19 protein-coding genes are annotated in these 17,837 nt (G+C 70.2%); 12 read left to right on the forward strand and 7 right to left on the reverse strand.

Annotation, left to right across the window (positions count from 1 at the left end):
* Positions 1-50: 50 nt before the first annotated feature.
* Positions 51-2,108, reverse strand: a complete 2,058-nt coding sequence (locus ACFWZU_RS08480) for a M3 family metallopeptidase (protein WP_439701071.1) — start codon at positions 2,106-2,108, stop codon at positions 51-53.
* 96 nt (positions 2,109-2,204) lie between these two features.
* Here ACFWZU_RS08480 and ACFWZU_RS08485 point away from each other — a divergent pair, with 96 nt between their 5' ends.
* Complete coding sequence (locus ACFWZU_RS08485; protein ID WP_439701072.1) at positions 2,205-2,735, forward strand: gamma carbonic anhydrase family protein; 531 nt, start codon at positions 2,205-2,207, stop codon at positions 2,733-2,735.
* Here the strand turns inward: ACFWZU_RS08485 and ACFWZU_RS08490 are convergent.
* Both ACFWZU_RS08490 and aroE read right to left on the reverse strand, forming a co-directional pair.
* Positions 2,720-3,223 carry an energy transducer TonB gene (locus ACFWZU_RS08490; protein ID WP_439701073.1) on the reverse strand — a complete coding sequence of 168 codons (504 nt, stop codon included), beginning with the start codon at positions 3,221-3,223 and terminating at the stop codon, positions 2,720-2,722. The two genes, ACFWZU_RS08485 and ACFWZU_RS08490, sit on opposite strands and share 16 nt — an antisense overlap.
* A gap of 231 nt (positions 3,224-3,454) precedes the next feature.
* Entirely contained in the window at positions 3,455-4,294 is an 840-nt protein-coding gene (aroE, locus tag ACFWZU_RS08495; RefSeq protein ID WP_439701074.1) for a shikimate dehydrogenase, read from the reverse strand.
* 115 nt (positions 4,295-4,409) lie between these two features.
* On the opposite strand from aroE, the gene ACFWZU_RS08500 reads away from it, so the two are divergent.
* Positions 4,410-4,625 carry a hypothetical protein gene (locus tag ACFWZU_RS08500; RefSeq protein ID WP_439701075.1) on the forward strand — a complete coding sequence of 72 codons (216 nt, stop codon included), beginning with the start codon at positions 4,410-4,412 and terminating at the stop codon, positions 4,623-4,625.
* 110 nt (positions 4,626-4,735) lie between these two features.
* On the forward strand, positions 4,736-6,826 hold the full coding sequence (locus tag ACFWZU_RS08505; protein ID WP_439701076.1) for a putative bifunctional diguanylate cyclase/phosphodiesterase: 2,091 nt from the start codon (positions 4,736-4,738) through the stop codon (positions 6,824-6,826).
* Between the two features lie 31 nt (positions 6,827-6,857).
* Here the strand turns inward: ACFWZU_RS08505 and ACFWZU_RS08510 are convergent, their stop codons facing one another.
* Positions 6,858-8,342, reverse strand: coding sequence for a RimK family protein (locus ACFWZU_RS08510; protein WP_439701077.1), 1,485 nt, complete (start codon positions 8,340-8,342; stop codon positions 6,858-6,860).
* 204 nt (positions 8,343-8,546) lie between these two features.
* On the opposite strand from ACFWZU_RS08510, the gene ACFWZU_RS08515 reads away from it, so the two are divergent.
* Complete coding sequence (locus ACFWZU_RS08515) at positions 8,547-9,029, forward strand: GNAT family N-acetyltransferase (protein ID WP_439701078.1); 483 nt, start codon at positions 8,547-8,549, stop codon at positions 9,027-9,029.
* A gap of 125 nt (positions 9,030-9,154) precedes the next feature.
* Here ACFWZU_RS08515 and ACFWZU_RS08520 read toward each other — a convergent pair whose 3' ends face one another.
* Positions 9,155-9,838, reverse strand: coding sequence for a hypothetical protein (locus ACFWZU_RS08520; RefSeq protein WP_439701079.1), 684 nt, complete (start codon positions 9,836-9,838; stop codon positions 9,155-9,157).
* Between the two features lie 62 nt (positions 9,839-9,900).
* Between ACFWZU_RS08520 and lptM the strand changes: the two genes are divergently transcribed.
* The 7 genes from lptM (at position 9,901) to ACFWZU_RS08555 (ending at position 15,424) form a co-directional block, all read left to right on the forward strand.
* Positions 9,901-10,065 (forward strand): LPS translocon maturation chaperone LptM, encoded by a 165-nt coding sequence (gene lptM / locus ACFWZU_RS08525; protein WP_439701080.1) that lies wholly within the window; start codon positions 9,901-9,903, stop codon positions 10,063-10,065.
* Between the two features lie 5 nt (positions 10,066-10,070).
* Positions 10,071-10,907 carry a diaminopimelate epimerase gene (gene dapF / locus ACFWZU_RS08530; RefSeq protein WP_439701081.1) on the forward strand — a complete coding sequence of 279 codons (837 nt, stop codon included), beginning with the start codon at positions 10,071-10,073 and terminating at the stop codon, positions 10,905-10,907.
* 160 nt (positions 10,908-11,067) lie between these two features.
* Positions 11,068-11,754, forward strand: a complete 687-nt coding sequence (locus ACFWZU_RS08535; protein WP_439701082.1) for a DUF484 family protein — start codon at positions 11,068-11,070, stop codon at positions 11,752-11,754.
* A complete protein-coding gene (xerC, locus tag ACFWZU_RS08540) occupies positions 11,751-12,644 on the forward strand; it encodes a tyrosine recombinase XerC (RefSeq protein ID WP_439701177.1) in 894 nt (297 codons plus the stop codon). The genes ACFWZU_RS08535 and xerC overlap by 4 nt, the downstream gene beginning before the upstream one ends.
* Before the next feature lie 170 nt (positions 12,645-12,814).
* The gene (gene hslV / locus ACFWZU_RS08545) at positions 12,815-13,366 is read left to right on the forward strand and encodes an ATP-dependent protease subunit HslV (RefSeq protein WP_439701083.1); all 552 of its coding nucleotides are present in this window, start codon (positions 12,815-12,817) and stop codon (positions 13,364-13,366) included.
* A gap of 69 nt (positions 13,367-13,435) precedes the next feature.
* Positions 13,436-14,773, forward strand: coding sequence for an ATP-dependent protease ATPase subunit HslU (hslU, locus tag ACFWZU_RS08550; protein ID WP_439701084.1), 1,338 nt, complete (start codon positions 13,436-13,438; stop codon positions 14,771-14,773).
* A gap of 36 nt (positions 14,774-14,809) precedes the next feature.
* Positions 14,810-15,424 carry a hypothetical protein gene (locus tag ACFWZU_RS08555; protein WP_439701085.1) on the forward strand — a complete coding sequence of 205 codons (615 nt, stop codon included), beginning with the start codon at positions 14,810-14,812 and terminating at the stop codon, positions 15,422-15,424.
* Positions 15,425-15,503: 79 nt separating this feature from the next.
* On the opposite strand, the gene ACFWZU_RS08560 is transcribed toward ACFWZU_RS08555, so the two are convergent.
* Positions 15,504-16,115 (reverse strand): cation transporter, encoded by a 612-nt coding sequence (locus ACFWZU_RS08560; protein ID WP_439701086.1) that lies wholly within the window; start codon positions 16,113-16,115, stop codon positions 15,504-15,506.
* A 152-nt stretch (positions 16,116-16,267) separates the two neighbouring features.
* Between ACFWZU_RS08560 and rbsK the strand changes: the two genes are divergently transcribed.
* A complete protein-coding gene (rbsK, locus tag ACFWZU_RS08565; protein ID WP_439701087.1) occupies positions 16,268-17,161 on the forward strand; it encodes a ribokinase in 894 nt (297 codons plus the stop codon).
* 99 nt (positions 17,162-17,260) lie between these two features.
* Here rbsK and ACFWZU_RS08570 read toward each other — a convergent pair whose 3' ends face one another.
* Positions 17,261-17,797: a YciE/YciF ferroxidase family protein gene (locus ACFWZU_RS08570; RefSeq protein ID WP_439701088.1), complete on the reverse strand. Its 537-nt coding sequence runs from the start codon at positions 17,795-17,797 to the stop codon at positions 17,261-17,263.
* Positions 17,798-17,837: the final 40 nt, after the last annotated feature.

A 17,837-nucleotide genomic window follows, 5' to 3' on the forward strand; every position in this document is an offset into this window, starting at 1 on the left:
AGCGCCGGCGCCGCCGGCAGGAACCGCGTTGCTCCCGCAGGATTTGCCTGTCAGGCCAGCCCGTGACTGCGCAGCAGCGCCTCCGGCTCGGGTTTGCGGCCGCGGAAGGCGATGAAGCTTTCCAGTGCGGGACGGCTCGCGCCGACGGCGAGGATCTCCCGGCGGAAGCGCTCGCCGGTGGCCTGGTCGATCACGCTGCCGCCGTGCTCGGTCAGTTCCTCGAAGGCACCGAAGGCATCGGCGCTGAGCAGCTCGGCCCACAGGTAGCTGTAGTAGCCGGCCGCGTAGCCGCCGGAGAAGATGTGCGTGAACGCATGCGGGAAACGCTGCCAGGCCGGCGGGTGCAGCACCGCGACCTGGTGGCGCACCTGCTCGAGCACTTCCATCGTGCGGGCGCCGCGGGCCGGGTCGTATTCCAGGTGCATGAGGAAATCGAACAGCGCGAACTCGAGCTGGCGCACCAGGAACAGGCCGGCATGGTAGTGCCGCGCGGCGAGCATGCGCTGGTAAAGCTCGTCGGGCAACGGCTCGCCGGTCTGCCAGTGGCGCGCGAACAGGTCCAGCGCCTCGCGGTTCCAGCCGAAGTTCTCCATGAACTGGCTGGGCAGTTCCACCGCGTCCCACTCCACGCCGTCGATGCCGCCGATCGAAGGCAGCGCGATCTCGGTCAGCAGGTGGTGGAGGCCGTGGCCGAATTCGTGGAAGAGGGTGAGCACGTCGTCGTGCTTGAGCAGCGCCGGCCTGCCCTCGGTGGGCGGGGCGAAGTTGCAGGTGAGGAAGGCGATCGGCAGCTGGTGCGCGGCGGCATCGTCGAAGCGCGCGCGGCAGACGTCCATCCAGGCGCCGCCGCGCTTGCCGTTGCGCGCGTAGAGATCGACGTAGGCGCCGGCGAACACGCGCCCGTCGGCGTCGCGCACGTCGTAGTAGCGCACGTCCGGATGCCACACGTCGACGTCCTCGCGCGGGCTCAGCGTGATGCCGTAGAGCCTGCCGGTGAGCGCGAACAGGCCGTCGAGCACCGCCGGCAGCGGGAAGTAGGGCTTCAGTTGCTCCTCGTCCAGCGCATAGCGCTGCTGGCGCAGTTTCTCCGAGACATAGGCGACGTCCCAGGGCTCGAGGTTGTCCAGGCCCAGCTCCGCCTGCGCCCAGGCGCGCAGCTCGTCCAGCTCCTGCTGCGCCACCGGTCGGGCGCGCGCGGCCAGATCGTGCAGGAACTCCAGCACCTCGGTCGGCGAGCCGGCCATCTTGGTGGCCAGCGACTCCTCCGCGGCGTTGGCGAAGCCGAGCAGCTGCGCCGCCTCGTGGCGCAGCTTCATGATCTCTTCGATGCGCGCGCTGTTGTCGAACTTGCCCGCGTCCGGACCCTGGTCGGAGGCGCGGGTCTGGTAGGCCCAGTAGACGCGCTCGCGCAGGCCGCGATTGTCGGCATAGGTGAGCACCGCCTGCACGCTGGGCTGCTTGAGCGTGACCAGGAAGCCTTCCAGGTCCTGCTCGGCGGCGTAGCGACGCAGCACCGCGCGCGATGACTCGGGGAGGCCTTCGAGGTCGCGTTCGTCGGTGACGTGCTCATGCCAGGCCTCGGTCGCGTCCAGCACGGCGTTGGCGAACTCGGTGGACAGGCGCGAGAGCGCCACGCCGATCTCGCGGTAGCGCGAGCGCGCCGGTTCCTCCAGCGCGACGCCGGAGAGCCTGAAGTCGCGCAGCGCGTGCTCGACCAGCGCGCGTTCCGGCCGTGGCAGGGTGGCGAAGGTCGGCGCGTCAGCCAGCGCCTGCACGGCGGCATACAGCGCGCGGTTCTGGCCCAGCTCGATGGCATGCTCGGTAAGTTTTTCCTCGGCCGGTCCATACACCGCGCGCAGCGCCTCGCTGTCGGCCACCGCGTGCAGATGGCCGACCGGCGCCCAGGCATGCGCCAGGCGCTGCTCCAGCCGCTCCTGGGTGAGCATCACCGTGGCGAAGTCCTTCGGCGCGTCCGCGGCGGTCAGCGCGTCGATGCCGGCGCGGTAGTCGGCCAGGATGGCCTCGACCGCCGGTCCGACGTGTTCGGGCGTGATTTTCGAGAAGGCGGGAAGCGGCTGGTCGGCGAGCAGCGGGTTGGCTTGGTCCATGAAGAACTCCTTGGGATCGTTCCAGCGTGGCGACCGGGCTGGGCGAATTCAAGCCGCGCAGGCACCGCCAGTGTGTGCTCACTTACAATCCCGCGGATGAACAATCTGCGTATCTACAAGGGCATCGCGCCCACCCTCGGCCAGCGCGTCTATGTCGACCCGGCCGCCAGCGTGATCGGGGACGTGGTGCTGGGTGACGACGTGTCGGTCTGGCCCGGCGTGGTGCTGCGCGGCGACGTGCACTCCATCCGCGTCGGCGCGCGCACCAACATCCAGGACGGCACCATCGTGCACGTCAGCCATGAGGGACCCTACGGCCCGGGCTATCCCTGCCTGATCGGCGAGGGCGTAACGATCGGCCATGCCGCGGTGGTGCATGCCTGCACGCTGGAGGACTACTGCCTGATCGGCATGCACGCCACCGTGCTCGACGGCGCGGTGGTCAAGAAGCACGGTTTCGTCGGCGCCGGCGCGGTGATCCCGCCGGGCAAGGTGGTCGGCGAGCGCGAGCTGTGGCTGGGCAATCCGGCCCGGTGCGTGCGCGTGCTGACCGACAGCCAGGTCGAGCAGCTGCATTACTCGGCCGAACACTACATGCGCCTGAAGGACGCCTACCTGGCCGGCTGAACGGCCCGGCGCGCCAGCCGTGCCTGCAGGATCGCCGCGCGTGCCTCGTGCCGGCGCACTTCCAGGTGGCGCTGCGCGGTGAGTTTGCCGGCCAGCAGCGCCAGCAGGTAGTTGTCCGCATCGAAGTCACGCAACAGGCGCAGCTCGCGCTCGGCCTCGTCCAGCTCGCCACGGTCGATCGTCTGCTCGACCACCTTCGTGGCCGTGGGGAACAGCCGTTGCAACGCCTCGCGGGTGGCCGCGTCGTCGGGCTCCAGGCCGAGCACGCTGAGGTAGAACTCGTAGGCGTTGCTGCCGGCCGGGGCCAGCAGGCGATGCTCGCGTTCGGCGGTCTGCGCCAGCGCCAGCAGGATGGCGCGTCCGCCCGCCTCCTCGTCGGCGACGGGGCGGATGGGTGAGCGCCGCAGCTGGCCCAGCGCGGCCACGACCAGGAGCAAGGCGCCGACGGCCAGCCAGTGGCGACGGGTGGGCGCAGGGGAAACGGACATGCAGGGGTCGCCAGTGGCCCGCGCAGGGACGCGGCCGACGCACGGTAGCGAGGGCTGGTTGCAGTGGCGTGACTCGCGCGGCCGGTCGGCGCGTCACCGGCCGCTGTCTGCGCATGCTGGCATGCGCATGAACGCGACCGGCATCTGCCCGTGCGAAGCAGCAGGTGGTATCCCGCCCGCGCCCCGGGACGCTCCTGCACGAGGCCCTGTCGTGCTTGCGGCCCGGGGATCTCAGGCGAGCGTTGCGCGCAGTTCGGCGTACACCGCGTCGGTTTCGGGCCGGCAGCCGTGCCACAACGCGAAGGCGTCGGCAGCCTGCTCCACCAGCATGCCCAATCCGTCGCAGGCGGCCCTGGCGCCGGCGCTCCTGGCCCACTCGAGGAAGCTCTGCGCGCCGCGCCCATAGGACAGGTCGTAACCGACCGTCTGCGGATTGGCCAGGCCGGGTGGCAGCGCCAGTGGCTGGCCGAGCACGCCGGCCGAGGTGGCGTGCACGATCAGGTCGAAGCTGCCCAGTTCGGCCAGGTCCTGCCAGTAACGCGCGCGTGCCCTGGTCACGCCCAGTGCGCCGGCGAGCGCGGCGGCCGTATCGGCGGTGCGGTTGACGATGGTCAACTCTTCCACGCCCGCGTCGAGCAGCTCCCATGCCACGCCCCGCGCCGCGCCGCCGGCGCCGAGCAGCAGCACGCGGCGGCCGTGCAGCGCGCACTGCTGGCGACCGGTGAGGTCGCGCACCAGCCCGGCGCCGTCGGTGTTGTGCGCGGCCAGGCGCCCGTCCGCCAGGCGGGTCAGCACGTTGGCGCTGCCGGCGCGGCTGGCGGCCGCGGTGCGCTCGTCGGCCAGCGCGAAGGCCGCGGCCTTGTGCGGCAGGGTGATGTTGGCGCCATGGCCGCGGGCCAGGAACCGGCGTACCGCATCGGCAAAAGCTTCGGGCGCCGCGTCGATCGCGGTGTACTCGAGCGCGATGCCGCATTGCTGGCCGAACAGCCGGTGGATCGCCGGCGACAGCGAGTGGCTGATCGGGTGGCCGAACACCGCGTAGCGTGCGGGAGGGTCGATGCCGTGCGGCATGGGCGGTCCAGTGGGCGGTTGGTGGGCGCATTCTAGGCACGCGCGCGGTCCGTCGCAGCTGCTGAGATGGGCGCCCCGGAGCATGGCTTGCACCGTCCTTCCGGAGTCTCGCGCCATGCCCGTCACCCGTTCCCAGGCTTTTACCTTCCAGCTGGCCGCCGGCGCCGGTCTGTGGGCGTTGCTCGGCGCCTTCGTGCTCGCGCTGACGCCGGTGCCGGCGCATACCGAGGCGCTGGGCTGGGCGCCGCTGTTCTGGTTGCTGCTCGCGCCGCTGTGCGTACTCGGCGGCCTGCGACTGCGACGGCTGGGACTGGCCCTGCCCGTCGGCTGAACATTCAGCCAGGAGCAGGGGCGCGCCCGCTGCGGACCGGTCCGTTGTGCTACAACGCGCGATCGATTTCGCGACGCGCTGGCGTCCGGCAGGGGGCCGGCAACCCGGGCATGATGGCGGTCAGTTACAACCCGTGGCTGGTGTTGCTTTCGCTCGCGCTGGCCGCGCTGGATGCCTATGTCGCGTTCAGCGTGGTGGGCCGTATCGCCCGTTCGCGCGGGCCGGCCGCCGTGCTGTGGACGGCGTTCGGCGCGCTGGCGATGGGCTCGGGCGTGTGGGCCATGCACTTCATCGGCATGCTGGCGCTGCAGGTGCCGATCCCGCTCGGCTACGACAGCCGGCAGACCGCGTTGTCGGCCGTGCCGGTGGTGCTGGCCACCGGCACCACGCTGTGGCTGCTCGCCCGGCACCCGACCCGCACCGGCGCGGTGCTTGCCGGTTGCGTGCTGGGCCTGGGCATGACCGCGATGCACTACCTGGGCGTGGGCGCGCTCGACATGCAGCCGGCGATCGCCTGGCGCGTGCCATGGACGGTCGCTTCCGTCGTGCTTGCACTGGTCGGCTCGGTGGCCGCGATCGCCCTGCACAGCATCATCTGGCGCAGCGACCGGCGCCGCCGCTGGTGGCTGCGCGTGCTGGCCGCGCTGTTGCTGGGCGGTACCTCCACCGGCGTGCACTATCTGGGCATGGCGGCGATGCGGTTCGCGCCGGGCGCAGTGAGCCTGCAGGCCCGCGCCGGGCTGCATGGGCTGGGCCTGGGCCTGGCCGTCAGCCTGGTATCGGGCTTGTTGCTGTTGCTGACGCTGGGGGTGAGCCTGACGCACCGGCAGCTGCAGCGGCACACCGAGGCGATCTCGCGCGAACTCGGCCAGGCGCGCGATGCGCTGAGCTGGCTGGCCTACCACGACGAACTGACCGCGCTGCCCAACCGTGCCAACGTGCTCGACCTGCTCGACCGCCTGCTGCCGCTGGCCAGCGAGGAGCGCTTCGAGGTGGCGGTGATGTTCGTCGACCTGGACGGCTTCAAGTCGATCAACGACACGCTCGGCCACGAGGTAGGCGACGAGTTCCTGCGTTCGGTCGCCGACGCGCTGCGCGCCAGCGTGCGCAGCCGCGATACGGTGGCGCGCTTCGGCGGCGACGAGTTCGTGGTGGTGCTCGAGCGCTTCCGCAGCGAGCAGAACCTGAGCGCGATCTGCCAGAAGATCCTGAGCCTGGTCAGCCGCCCGGTGACCGTCGCCGGGCACAGCGTGAGCGCCACGCCCAGCATCGGCGTGGCGATGTTCCCGCGCGACGGCGGCGATGCCGCCAGCCTGCTTCGCCATGCGGACCTGGCGATGTACAGCGCCAAGGAGCACGGCAAGGCCGGCTACTGCTTCTACCAGCCGCGCATGAGCGAGCAGGCGCGCGACCGGCTGCTGCTCTCGGCCGAGCTGCGCGAGGCGCTGCAGCGCGAGGAGCTGGTGGTCCATTACCAGCCGAAGGTGGCACTGGACACGCGACGCGTGGTCGGACTGGAAGCGCTGGTGCGCTGGCCGCATGCCGAGCGCGGATTGCTGCTGCCGCAGCATTTCGTGCCGCTGGCCGAGAGCAGCGGGCTGATCGCCCAGCTCGGCCGCGTGGTGCTGCGCCAGGTGGCGCGCCAGCTCGCCCTGTGGCGCGCGCGCGGGCTGCCGCTGGTGCCGGTGGCGATCAACGTCTCGCTGCAGGAGATCCAGGACGGGCAATTCGTCGCCGGCCTGCTCGGCACCCTGCGCGAGTTCGGCCTGCACCCGAGCCTGATCGAGTTCGAGATCACCGAGTCGGCGGCGATGAAGAACGCCGAGCACACGCTGCGCCAGTTGCGCCAGCTGGAGGCGCTCGGCTTCCGCATGGCGATCGACGACTTCGGCACCGGCTTCTCCAGCCTCAGCCACCTGCGCCAGTTGCCCACGCAGACGATCAAGATGGACCAGAGTTTCGTGCAGGGGGCGGAGCGCAACCCGGCCGACCGCGACATCACCGAGGCGATCATTGCGCTGGCGCGCAAGCTGCGCCTGAGCACCGTGGCCGAGGGCATCGAGACCGAGGCGCAGGCGGCGTGGCTGCGCGAGGCCGGTTGCGAGACCGGGCAGGGTTTCCTGTTCGTGCCGCCGTTGCCGCCGGCGCAGGTGCCGGCTCTGCTGCTGGGCGAACGCAGGCCGGCGGCGACTACCCTGTAGTCGCGCCCCTGGAGGCGGCCGCCGGCGGCAACTACCGGACGATGCCCAGGCGCTTGTGCTCCATGCGGCGCAGGAACTCCTGCATGATGCGCCGGTAGAGGTCCACGCCCAGGTAGGCATCCTCCACGCCGGCATCGATCGACGGGTTGTCGTTGACCTCGATAACCACCGGCTTGCTGCCGACCTGCTTCAGATCCACGCCATACAGGCCATCGCCCACCGCCTGGGTGGCCTTGAGCGCCAGCTTGACCACTTCGGCCGGCGCGTCGCGCACCGGCACGGTCTCGAAGCCGCCGGACTTGGCGGTGCCCTTGGCGCCGTGGTTGTAGATCTGCCAGTGCCCGCGCGACATGTAGTACTTGCAGGCGTACAGCGGCTCGCGGTTGAGCACCCCGATGCGCCAGTCGAATTCGGTATAGACGAACTCCTGCGCCAGCAGCAGCGCGCTGTGCGAGAACAGCTCGCCGGCGGCCTTCTCCAGCGCCTCGGCGTTCTCGACCTTCACCACGCCGCGCGAGAACGAGCCGTCGGGGATCTTCAGCACCAGCGGGAAGCCGAGCTTGGCGGCGGTCTCCTTCCACGCCTTGGCGTTGTCGCGATAGAGGATCTCGGTGCGCGGCACCGCGAGCTTGCGCGAGACCATCAGGTCGTTGAGGAAGATCTTGTTCGTGCAGCGCAGGATCGACGTCGGATCGTCGATCACCACCATGCCTTCCTTTTCCGCGCGGTGCGCGAAGCGGTAGGTGTGGTTGTCGCTGGCTGTGGTTTCGCGGATGAACAGGCCGTCGTATTCGGCCAGGCGCGGGTAGTCGATCTTGCCGATCGGGTCGACCTCGATGCCCAGCTCCTTGCCGGCCGCGATGAACGTCTTGAGCGCCTTCTTGTTGGACGGCGGCATCGCCTCGTTCGGATCGACTAGCATCGCGATGTCGTAGCGGTAGAGCTTGCGCGTGCGTGGCTTGCGCCAGAGCTTGCGCGAAAAGCGGTCCAGCTCCGCGGCGAAGGCGTCTTCCTGCGCATCGTCCAGCGTGTGCAGGCCGACCGGCTTGATCGAGGCGACCTGCCACACGCGCTCGCGCTCGAACTCGATGCGCAACAGCGGGCAGGGGAACATTTCGAACAGCTGCCGGGCCAGGTCCTGCAACGCCGGGTAGGCGGTCTCGCCGAAGTACACCAGGATGCCGAAGTCGGTGGTGTCGCGCCCGCCGGCCGGCAGGAAATGGGTGAGCTTGCTGTTGAGATCGTCGATGTCCAGGCCGTACAGCGAACGGCGGCGCAGGTCGTTGATGGTGCGCACCGAGGGCAGCACCTTGTGCCCGCGCGCCTCGGCCAGCAACGAGACGTAGTAGCCCGTGCCCAGGTACTTGTAGCTGCGGCACAGGTTGATCACGTGGGTGCGTTCGTCGTCGCCGCCGACCGGTTCGCGCAGGTAGTCCATTGCGCTCATGACGTCCACGGAGGGGTAGTAGGCGCTCCAGTCGGAGGCTTTCTCGACGACGATCACCAGGCGGGTCATGGCACCTCGCTACACGCAAAAGGGAAAGCCGTCGCGTGGCGGAACGAGGCGGCAGGGCGCAAGGGGCGAAGTTTGGCATAGGCGCGAGCGTGCGCAATGGCGCCACCGGCGTATCGTTCAGCGAGCTGCGCGTCGCAGCGCGGGTCGGTTCGGCGGCCGCCGGGATCTGCTCCACGTCGACCTGCGTCTGCGTAGACTGCGCCGATGACGCATGCGCCAGCCCACGCCCCGACGATTCCCGTGCGCCGTGCCGCGCCGGCGGACCTCGACGCCCTGGTCGCGCTCGAACGTTGCGCCTTCAGTGGCGATCGCATGAGCCGGGCGCAGTACCGTCGCCACCTCGCCAGCCCACGCGCCGCCGTGCTCGTGGCCGACACGCCGGATGAAGGCCTGCTGGGTAGCGCGCTGGTGTTCTTCCGTGCCGGCAGCACGCTGGCGCGGCTGTACTCGATCGCCACTGCCCCGGCCGCGCGCGGCCGCGGGCTCGGCGGGACGCTGCTGGCCGCCGCCGAAGATGCCGCACGGGCGCGCGGTTGCCGCGGCATGCGGCTGGAGGTGCGGATGGACAACACCGCCGCGATGGCGCTGTACGAGCGCGCCGGCTATCGGCGCATCGGCCGCTACGCCGGCTATTACGAGGATGGCGCCGACGCCTGGCGGTACGAGAAGGGCCTCGCCGGTTGCTGAGGCTCGTCGCGGCGATCCCCCCGCCTTCGCGCATCGCGCCTGTGCCCGGAACGAACGATCCGGGCGAATGGTTTCAGACCGTTCGGGCCGAGGGCAGGCCGCAGGCCGGAGCCGAAGCGTGGCGCTCAGAGCGGATGCGCGATCCGGTCCGCGGTTTCGTCGTCCGGCCGCGCCACCAGCGCACCGGTGCGCATCAGGCTTACCGTGTAGTGGCCGCCGTCGACCAGCGGCAGGTAGGCGCCGCTGCCGTAGACGGTGTCGACCATCGGCAACCAGTCCGGATGGGCGCGGGCGAGCGTGACCAGGTCGCCGTCGCCGGCCTCGCGGAAGTCGACCACCGTGCGCATCGCGCTCATCTCGTCCGCCGGATCGTCGTAGCGGCCCGAAAGCCGGTCCAGCCGATACAGCGGCGGCAGGCCGGCGAGCACGGCGGGCAGCTTCCACTTCAATACCAGTGCCTCGATGCGCCAGGCGTCGCCGGCCAGGGCCACGTCGCGACGCTGGCCGTCGGGCCAGGTCAGCGTGAGCGCCCAGCGCTGCGGCGAGAGGATGCGTGCGTCGACGCTCACCACCGGGGCTTCCTCGCCGAGCAGGCGGTAGCCGCGCAGGCTCCACCCGGCACCGGCCAGCAGCACCGCCAGGCCCAGGCCCACCAGCAGGAACAGCGTGCGCAGGATCGCCGCGAACGGACGTCGCGCCCGCAGGCGGCGGCCGAGCGCGGCCAGTTGCACCAGCGCGAACAGCAGCGCCAGCGCGGCGAGGATCCACAGCAGGGTACTCGGCAGCTGCAACAGCGTGGCCCAATCCATCGAAGACGACCCGCGACGTTATGATGCGGGCATCATAGCCGCCGCCTTCGTCGAGGAAACCGATGCGCCGATTCATCCTCTGCACCGCCCTGCTGCTGGCCGCGGGCCTGCTCGCCGGTTGCGGCAACAAGGGCCCGCTGGTGCTGCCGCCGGGATCGTCGGGCGGCATGGTGGCGCCGGCCGCGACCGCGCCGGCGCCAGCCACGAGCGCGTTGCTGCCCGACTGACGGTCATGCGCTTTTCCAAGATGCACGGCATCGGCAACGACTTCGTCGTCGTCGACGCGCGCCGGGCACCGCTTGCCCTGCCGGCCGCGCAGATCCGCGCGCTGGCCGACCGCCACACCGGGATCGGCTGCGACCAGCTGCTCAGCGTGGAAGCGCCGCGCGATCCGTCCTGCGCGTTCTACTACGGCATCTGGAACGCCGACGGCAACCCTTCGGGCCAGTGCGGCAACGGCGTGCGCTGCGTGGCGGCCTGGCTGCATCGCGCCGGCGCGCTGGCCCTGGACACTCCCGTGCGCATCGAAAGCCCCTCCGGGCCGGTGAGCGTGCGCGTGCTCGATGCGCACCGCGTGACCGTCGACATGGGCGAGCCGGTGTTCGAGCCGGCGCGCATTCCGTTTACCGCCGACAGCCAGGCCGACGCCTACCCGCTCGCGCTTGCCGACGGGGCGGTGCAGATCGGCGCGGTCTCGATGGGCAATCCGCACGCGGTGATGGCGGTGGCGGACCTGGCCGACCCGGTCCTCGAGCGCCTCGGTCCGCAGCTCACCGCGCATGCGCGTTTTCCTGAAGGCGCCAATGCCGGGTTCGTGCAGATCCTCAGCCGCGGGCATCTGCGCCTGCGCGTGCACGAGCGGGGCAGCGGCTGGACCCGGGCCTGCGGCACCGGCGCCTGCGCCGCCATGGCGGTACTGCGCCTGCGCGGCCAGGTGGACGAAAGCGCGCAGGTCGACCTGCCTGGCGGGCGCCTGCAGATCGACTGGCCGGGCCCGGCGCAAACGCTGTGGATGACCGGTCCGGCCGCGTTCGCCTTCGAAGGCGAGTGGCTGGCAGACGCTTCGTAGGGCGGGCTTGAGTCCGCCCTTCCTGCACCGTGCGGTGGGCTGAAGCCCATCCGGCGCGCGGATGAGCTGGCCAAACCTGCGTGGGCGATTGATGCGCGGGCGCGCGCGTCGCACACTCGGACCTGGCCGATTCGCCGCCTGACGTTCCCTAGGTCGTTCCATGCCCGACACCCTGCTCGACGAGATTCCCGGCGCCACTGCGGTGGCCGCGTACCTCAAGCGCCATCCGCACTTCCTGGCCGACTACCCGGACCTCGCCGCGCAGCTGACGCTGCCGCGCAGCGAGGGACCGGTGGCGTCGCTGGCGATGTACCAGTTGCAGCAGTTGCGCGAGAAGAACGCCGAACTGGAACGCCGGCTCGCCGAGCTGATCGCGATCGCGGCGGAAAACGAGCGCCTGATGCAGCGGGTGCACGACCTCAACGTGACCATGCTGCGCGCGGCCACCCCCGCGCTGGCGGCACGCAGCGTGATCAGCCGGCTGGCCAGCGACTTCCGCATCGAACAGGTGCGGCTGCTGCTGTTCGGGCAGGCCTACGGTCTGCCGCAGGCCGAGTGGCTGGTGGTCGAGCCGGGCGGTCGCGCGGCGCTGACGGAGTTCGCAGGGTTCCAGGGCAACCACGAGCCACTGGTCGGGCGGCTGTCGGCCGAACGCCTGTACCGCCTGTTCGGCGACCACGCGCCGGAGGTGCACTCGGCCGCGGTGATGCCGCTGGGCGAGCTGGGCCTGCTGGCGCTGGGCAGCGCCGATCCGAACCATTTCCAGCCGGGCATGGGCACGCTGTTCCTCAAGATGCTCGCCGCCACGGTCGGCGCCGCGCTGACCCGCTCGCAGGAACTCGCCTGAGCAGTACGCCGCGCGCGCAGGTCGAGGCCTGGCTGGGGCGGCTCGCCGGCGAGCGCCAGGCCTCGGCGCACACGGTCGCCGCCTACCGACGCGACCTGGACAAGTTGCTCGGCTGGATGGAAACGCAGGGCATCGGCGGGTTCGCCGCGCTGGACGCGCACCGCATGCGCGCGTTCGTGGCCACACAACACCGCGCGGGCCTGTCGCCGAAAAGCCTGCAGCGCCTGCTCTCTTCCTGCCGCAGTCTGTTCCGCCAGCTCAGCCGCGAGGGCCTGCTGGCGCATGATCCGGCCGCCGGCGTGCGCGGCCCGAAGGTCCACCGCAAGCTGCCGCAGGTGCTGGACGTGGACGAAGCCGGTGCGCTGGTGGAAAACCCCGGGGACGGCGCGCTGGCCTTGCGCGACCGCGCCATGCTCGAGCTGTTCTATTCCTCCGGGCTGCGCCTGTCGGAACTGTGCGGCCTGCGCTGGGGCGACCTGAGTCTGGACGAGGGCGAGGTACGCGTGCTCGGCAAGGGCGCCAAGACCCGCATCGTGCCGGTCGGCAGTCACGCGGTGGCCGCGCTGCGCGCGCTGGGCAAGGCCGAGGGCATGGCGCCGACCGCGCCGGTGTTCCGCGGCCGTGCGGGCGTGCCGATCAGCCCGCGCACGGTGCAGGCGCGCCTGAAGCAGCTGGCGCTGGCGCAGGGGTTCGCCAAGCGCGTGCATCCGCACCTGCTGCGCCACACCTTCGCCAGCCACATGCTGGAATCCTCCGGCGACCTGCGCGCCGTGCAGGAACTGCTCGGCCACGCCGACATCGCCACGACGCAGATCTACACGCACCTGGATTTCCAGCACCTGGCCAAGGTCTACGACGCCGCACACCCGCGCGCGCGCCGCAAGGGTTGAGGCCTTCTGCGCGCTCTCGCCTACGGGGGAGGGCCGGGGTGAGGGGCCGGCGCCCGCGACGTACTGGGCACCGGCGTCTTCGCTTTGGGATGCCTCAGACGCCACGGCCCGTGTTGAAGGCCAACCGCCCGACCCCATGTATGCCCGCTCAAGCCTTTCGCGGAGCCCACATGGAATCGTTCCACGCCACCACCATCCTTTCGGTCCGCCGCGGCGGGCGCGTCGTGCTGGGCGGCGACGGGCAGGTCACCCTGGGCAACACCGTGATGAAGTCGAACGCGCGCAAGATCCGCCGCCTCGGCAAGGGCGACGTGCTGGCCGGTTTCGCCGGCGCCACCGCGGACGCGTTCACCCTGTTCGAGCTGTTCGAGCAGAAGCTCGACAAGCACGGCAACAACCTCGTCCGCGCGGCGGTCGAGATGGCCAAGGAATGGCGCACCGACCGCCGCTTCGGCAAGCTCGAGGCGATGCTCGCGGTGGCCGACAGGGACGCCTCGCTGCTGATCTCGGGCAACGGCGACGTGCTCGAGCCCGAGCACGGCCTGATCGCGATCGGTTCGGGCGGTCCCTATGCGCAGGCCGCCGCGCTGTCGCTGCTGGAAAACACCGGCATGGACGCGCGCCAGATCGTCGAGAAGGCGCTGAAGATCGCCGGCGACATCTGCATCTATACCAATCACAGCACGACCATCGAGGAGCTGGAAATTGTCAATGGCGAATAGGGAATCGTAAAAGCTCCCGCCCCGGCACGCCTTGCTCCCCCACATTCCTATTTGCGATTCCCTATTCCCATGTCCGAACTCACCCCCCGTGAAATCGTCAACGAGCTCGACCGCTTCATCGTCGGCCAGAACGACGCCAAGCGCGCCGTCGCCATCGCCCTGCGCAACCGCTGGCGACGGATGCAGCTCGACCCCGAGATGCGCAACGAGGTCACGCCGAAGAACATCCTGATGATCGGCCCCACCGGCGTAGGCAAGACCGAGATCGCGCGCCGCCTGGCCACGCTGGCCAACGCGCCGTTCGTGAAGGTGGAGGCGACCAAGTTCACCGAGGTCGGCTACGTGGGCAAGGACGTCGAATCGATCGTGCGCGACCTGGCCGACGTCGCCTACAAGCTCACCCGCGAGCAGGCGACCAAGCGCGTGCGCTCGCAGGCCGAGGACCGCGCCGAGGACCGCATCCTCGACGCACTACTGCCGCGCCGGCAGACCGCCAGCGACTGGTCGCATGACCTGACCGTGTCCTCCACCGACAGCGACACCCGCCAGAAGCTGCGCAAGCAGCTGCGCGAGGGTGCGCTGGACGACCGCGAGATCGAGCTCGACTTCGCCATGAACGTGGGCGTCGAAATCATGTCGCCGCCAGGCATGGAGGAGATGGGCCAGCAGTTGCGCCAGATGTTCCAGAACCTCGGCGGCGCGCGCACGCAGTCGCGCAAGCTGCCGATCCGGGCGGCCCGACCGCTGCTGCTCGAGGAGGAGGCCGGCAAGCTGATCAACGATGAGGAGATCCGCGCGCAGGCGGTCGAGGCCGCCGAGCAGAACGGCATCGTCTTCATCGACGAGATCGACAAGGTGGCGCAGCGCTCGGAGTGGGGCGGCGCCGGCGTCTCGCGCGAGGGCGTGCAGCGCGACCTGCTGCCGCTGGTGGAAGGCTCGACCGTGTCGACCAAGTACGGCCCGATCAAGACCGACCACATGCTGTTCATCGCCTCGGGCGCGTTCTCGCTGTCCAAGCCTTCGGACCTGATCCCCGAACTGCAGGGGCGCCTGCCGATCCGCGTGGAGTTGTCCGCGCTGTCGATCGAGGACTTCAAACGCATCCTTCGCGAGCCGCACAACGCACTCACCAAGCAATACGTGGCCCTGCTCGCGACCGAGGGCGTGGCGATCGAGTTCACCGACGAAGGTGTGGACCGCCTGGCCGAGGTCGCCTGCCAGGTGAACGAGCGCACCGAGAACATCGGGGCCCGCCGCCTTCATACGGTGATGGAGCGCCTGCTGGAGAAAATTTCGTTCGAGGCGGCGGACAAGTCCGGCGAAAAATACCTGATTGACGCCGAACAGGTAAACAAGAGTCTGGGATCGCTCGTGAAGGACCAGGACTTGAGCCGTTACATCCTCTAAACAAGCCGCAGCGACCCGTCTGGTAAAATTCCTGTCATGGGCAAGGTCATTGAACTCAAAACCACCGGCCAGCGTGCACAGCTGCGCGAGGCGCAGCAGAACCAGCAGCTGATCCGGCTGTGGCGCGCCGAGCTCGAGCACGGCAGCTTCTGCGGCTACGTGGGCGGCGTCGGCCGCGAGTTCTTCCTGTTGTGGGTGGTCGGCGACGGCATCACCTACGACGGGATGTACGTGATGCGCCACCGCGACGTCTCCGAGCTGGAGGCGCCGGACAAGCACCACGTGTTCATGGAGAAGGCGCTGCAGCTCAAGCAGCTGCTGCCGCGCACGCCGCGCGGCTTCCCGCTCGACTCGATCCGCGAGGTGGTGCAGGCCGCCGGCCGCGTGGCGCCGGTGATCGGCGTGCACGTGGACAGCGAGGACGAGGCCGAGGTCTGCTACATCGGCCGGCTGGTCGGCGTGGAAGAGGACGGCTTCACCCTGCAGGAGATCAGCCCCGACGCCGAATGGCTGCGCGAGGCGTCGTTCTTCGCCTGGGACGAGGTGTCCACGATCAGCATGGAAGACGGTTACGCGCAGTCGCTGCTGGCCGTGGCCGGCACGCCGCCGCCGCTGGAGCAGGGCGATTCGGGCATCGGCCACGCGCACTGAGGCGCTGGCGTAGGGTGGGCCTCAACCCACCAGCCTTTCCGGCAACACCGCTGCTCGGCTGAAGCCCACCCTGGCTTGCCTAAGCCTGTGCCTGGCGATGCTCGCCGCGGGCCGCTTCCCATACCTCGCGTGCCGCATCCGCGTTCATCGCCGCGATGCCGACTCCCACTGCCACGTCCGGCCAGACCGAGCCGGTCCATGCGGTCACGCCGCCGACCAACACGATCGCCACGTTGGCGAACGCATCGTTGCGCGCCGAGAGGAAGGCGGCACGAGTGAGGCTACCGGCATGATGGCGAAAGCGCGCCAGCACCCAGGCGCAGGCCAGGTTCACCACTAGCGCGCCCAGGCCCGTGACCGACAGCGGCAGCGGCGCCGGCGGCACCGGCAACTGCAGCTTGCGCCACAGCGCCCACAGCAGCGCCAGCGCCGGCACCAGCAAAATCGCCGCCAGGGCCATGCCCACGCGCGCCCGCGCCGCCGGTGACCAGTCCAGCGCCAGGAAGATCAGCAGGTTGACCGAAGCGTCCTCGAGGAAGTCGATGCTGTCGGCGAACAGCGACACCGAGCCGATCGACAGCGCCACTGCGAACTCCACGCCGAAGTAGGCGAGGTTGAGCAGGGCGACCAGGCGCACGGCACGGTGCAGGGCGGTACGCGATCCGTGGGTGGGCAGGGCGGGAGGAGGCATGGAGCGCATGCTCGCATGCCGGCATCGCGCCGGCCGTCAACGCTCGATCGATCCGGCTCAGCGCTCGTCGGCAGGCCCGACGGGGCGCGCAGGGGCGCCTTTGGCGGCGCCACCGCCGCTATGCTTCAGGCATCGTTTCCCAGGGAGTCGGCATGACCCGCCGCATCGTCGTCGTCGGCAGCATCAACATGGACCTGGTCACGCAGGCGCCGCGCTTTCCGCAACCGGGCGAAACACTGCTGGGCGACGGCTTCATCACGGTACCCGGCGGCAAGGGCGCCAACCAGGCGGTGGCGGCGGCGCGGCTCGGCGCCGAAGTGGCGTTGGTCGGTGCGCTCGGTCGCGACGCCTTCGGTGACCAGCTGCACGCCGGCCTGCGCGAGGAAGGCGTGGATCTGGCGCACGTGCACCGGCTGGACGACCAGGCCAGCGGCACCGCCTCGATCACCGTGGCCGGCGGCGAGAACCAGATCGTGGTGGTGCCGGCCGCCAATGCCTGCGTCACGCCGGCGCACGTGGAGGCTGCGCACGGGGCCGTCGGCCGCGCGGATGTGGTGCTGGTGCAGATGGAGATCCCGCTGGACGCCATCGAGGCGACCCTGCGCCTGGGCCAGCGCTTGGGCGTGCCGGTCATCCTCAACCCGGCGCCGGCGCGGCCGCTGCCAGCCGAATGGCTCGCCCTCGCCCGCTACGTCACGCCCAACCAGCATGAACTGGCGGTGTTGCTGGGGGCCGACCCGGCCGAGGATTTCCGCGCGCTGATGCGCCGCGCGCCCGGGCCGGTGGTGCTGACCCGCGGCGGCGAGGGCGCCTGGTATCGCGAGCAGGCGGGCGAGCCGGCGCACCAGCCCAGCTTCGACGTCGCGGTGGTCGACAGCACCGGCGCCGGCGACACCTTCAATGCGGCCTTGGCGGTGTTCCTGCACGAAGGACTGCCGCAGGCGGTGCGCAAGGCCTGTGCGGCCGCCGCGCTGGCAGTCACGCGGCTGGGCGCGCAGCCGGGCATGCCTCGCAAGCAGGAATTGGAAGCCTTCCTCGGCCGATAGCAACACCTCGTCCTCGTAGGAGCGCACCCTGTACGCGACCCGCGCGCCGCATCTGGGCGCGCGGTCGCGCACAGGGTGCGCTCCTACAGGCAGCCTGCTTCAGTGACGCGCTTCGGACGACGGGGCGTGCTTCTGTCCACCCTGCTGCGATGCCTGCTGGTTGACGCCGCCTTGCTCGGCCAGCTGGGTGAGCTTCTGGTCGGTCGCTTTTTCTTCCTGCAAGGTCTGATCGAGCTGCCTGGCCGCGTCCTCGTGGCCCATCTGCCTGGCCAGCACGCACAGCGTGCCGTAGGAGGCGATCTCGTAGTGTTCGGCCTTCTGGGCGCCGGCGATCAACGCGGCATCGCGCAGCGCGCCCTGCGGTACCGTTTCGATGATCTCGCGCGCCTCGTCGACCAGTCCTTCCATGCCCTGGCACTTGATGCGCTTGAGCCGGATGTCCAGGTCCTCGACGATCTTGTCGATGCGCTCGATCTGCCCGCGCGTCTCTTCCAGATGCTGGTCGAACGCCCTGGACAGGTCCTGGTTCTCGGCTGCGCGCGACAGGCGCGGCAAGGCCTTGGCCAGTTGATTCTCGGCGCTGTAGATGTCCGAGAGCTCGTGGATGAAAAGGTCCTGCATGGTCTTGATGGTCATGGGCTCCTCCGGGGGATGAAGGGACGCGACGGGTGGTCGT

This window comes from Frateuria sp. GZRR33 (assembly GCF_051900425.1).
GTDB lineage: Bacteria > Pseudomonadota > Gammaproteobacteria > Xanthomonadales > Rhodanobacteraceae > Frateuria_A.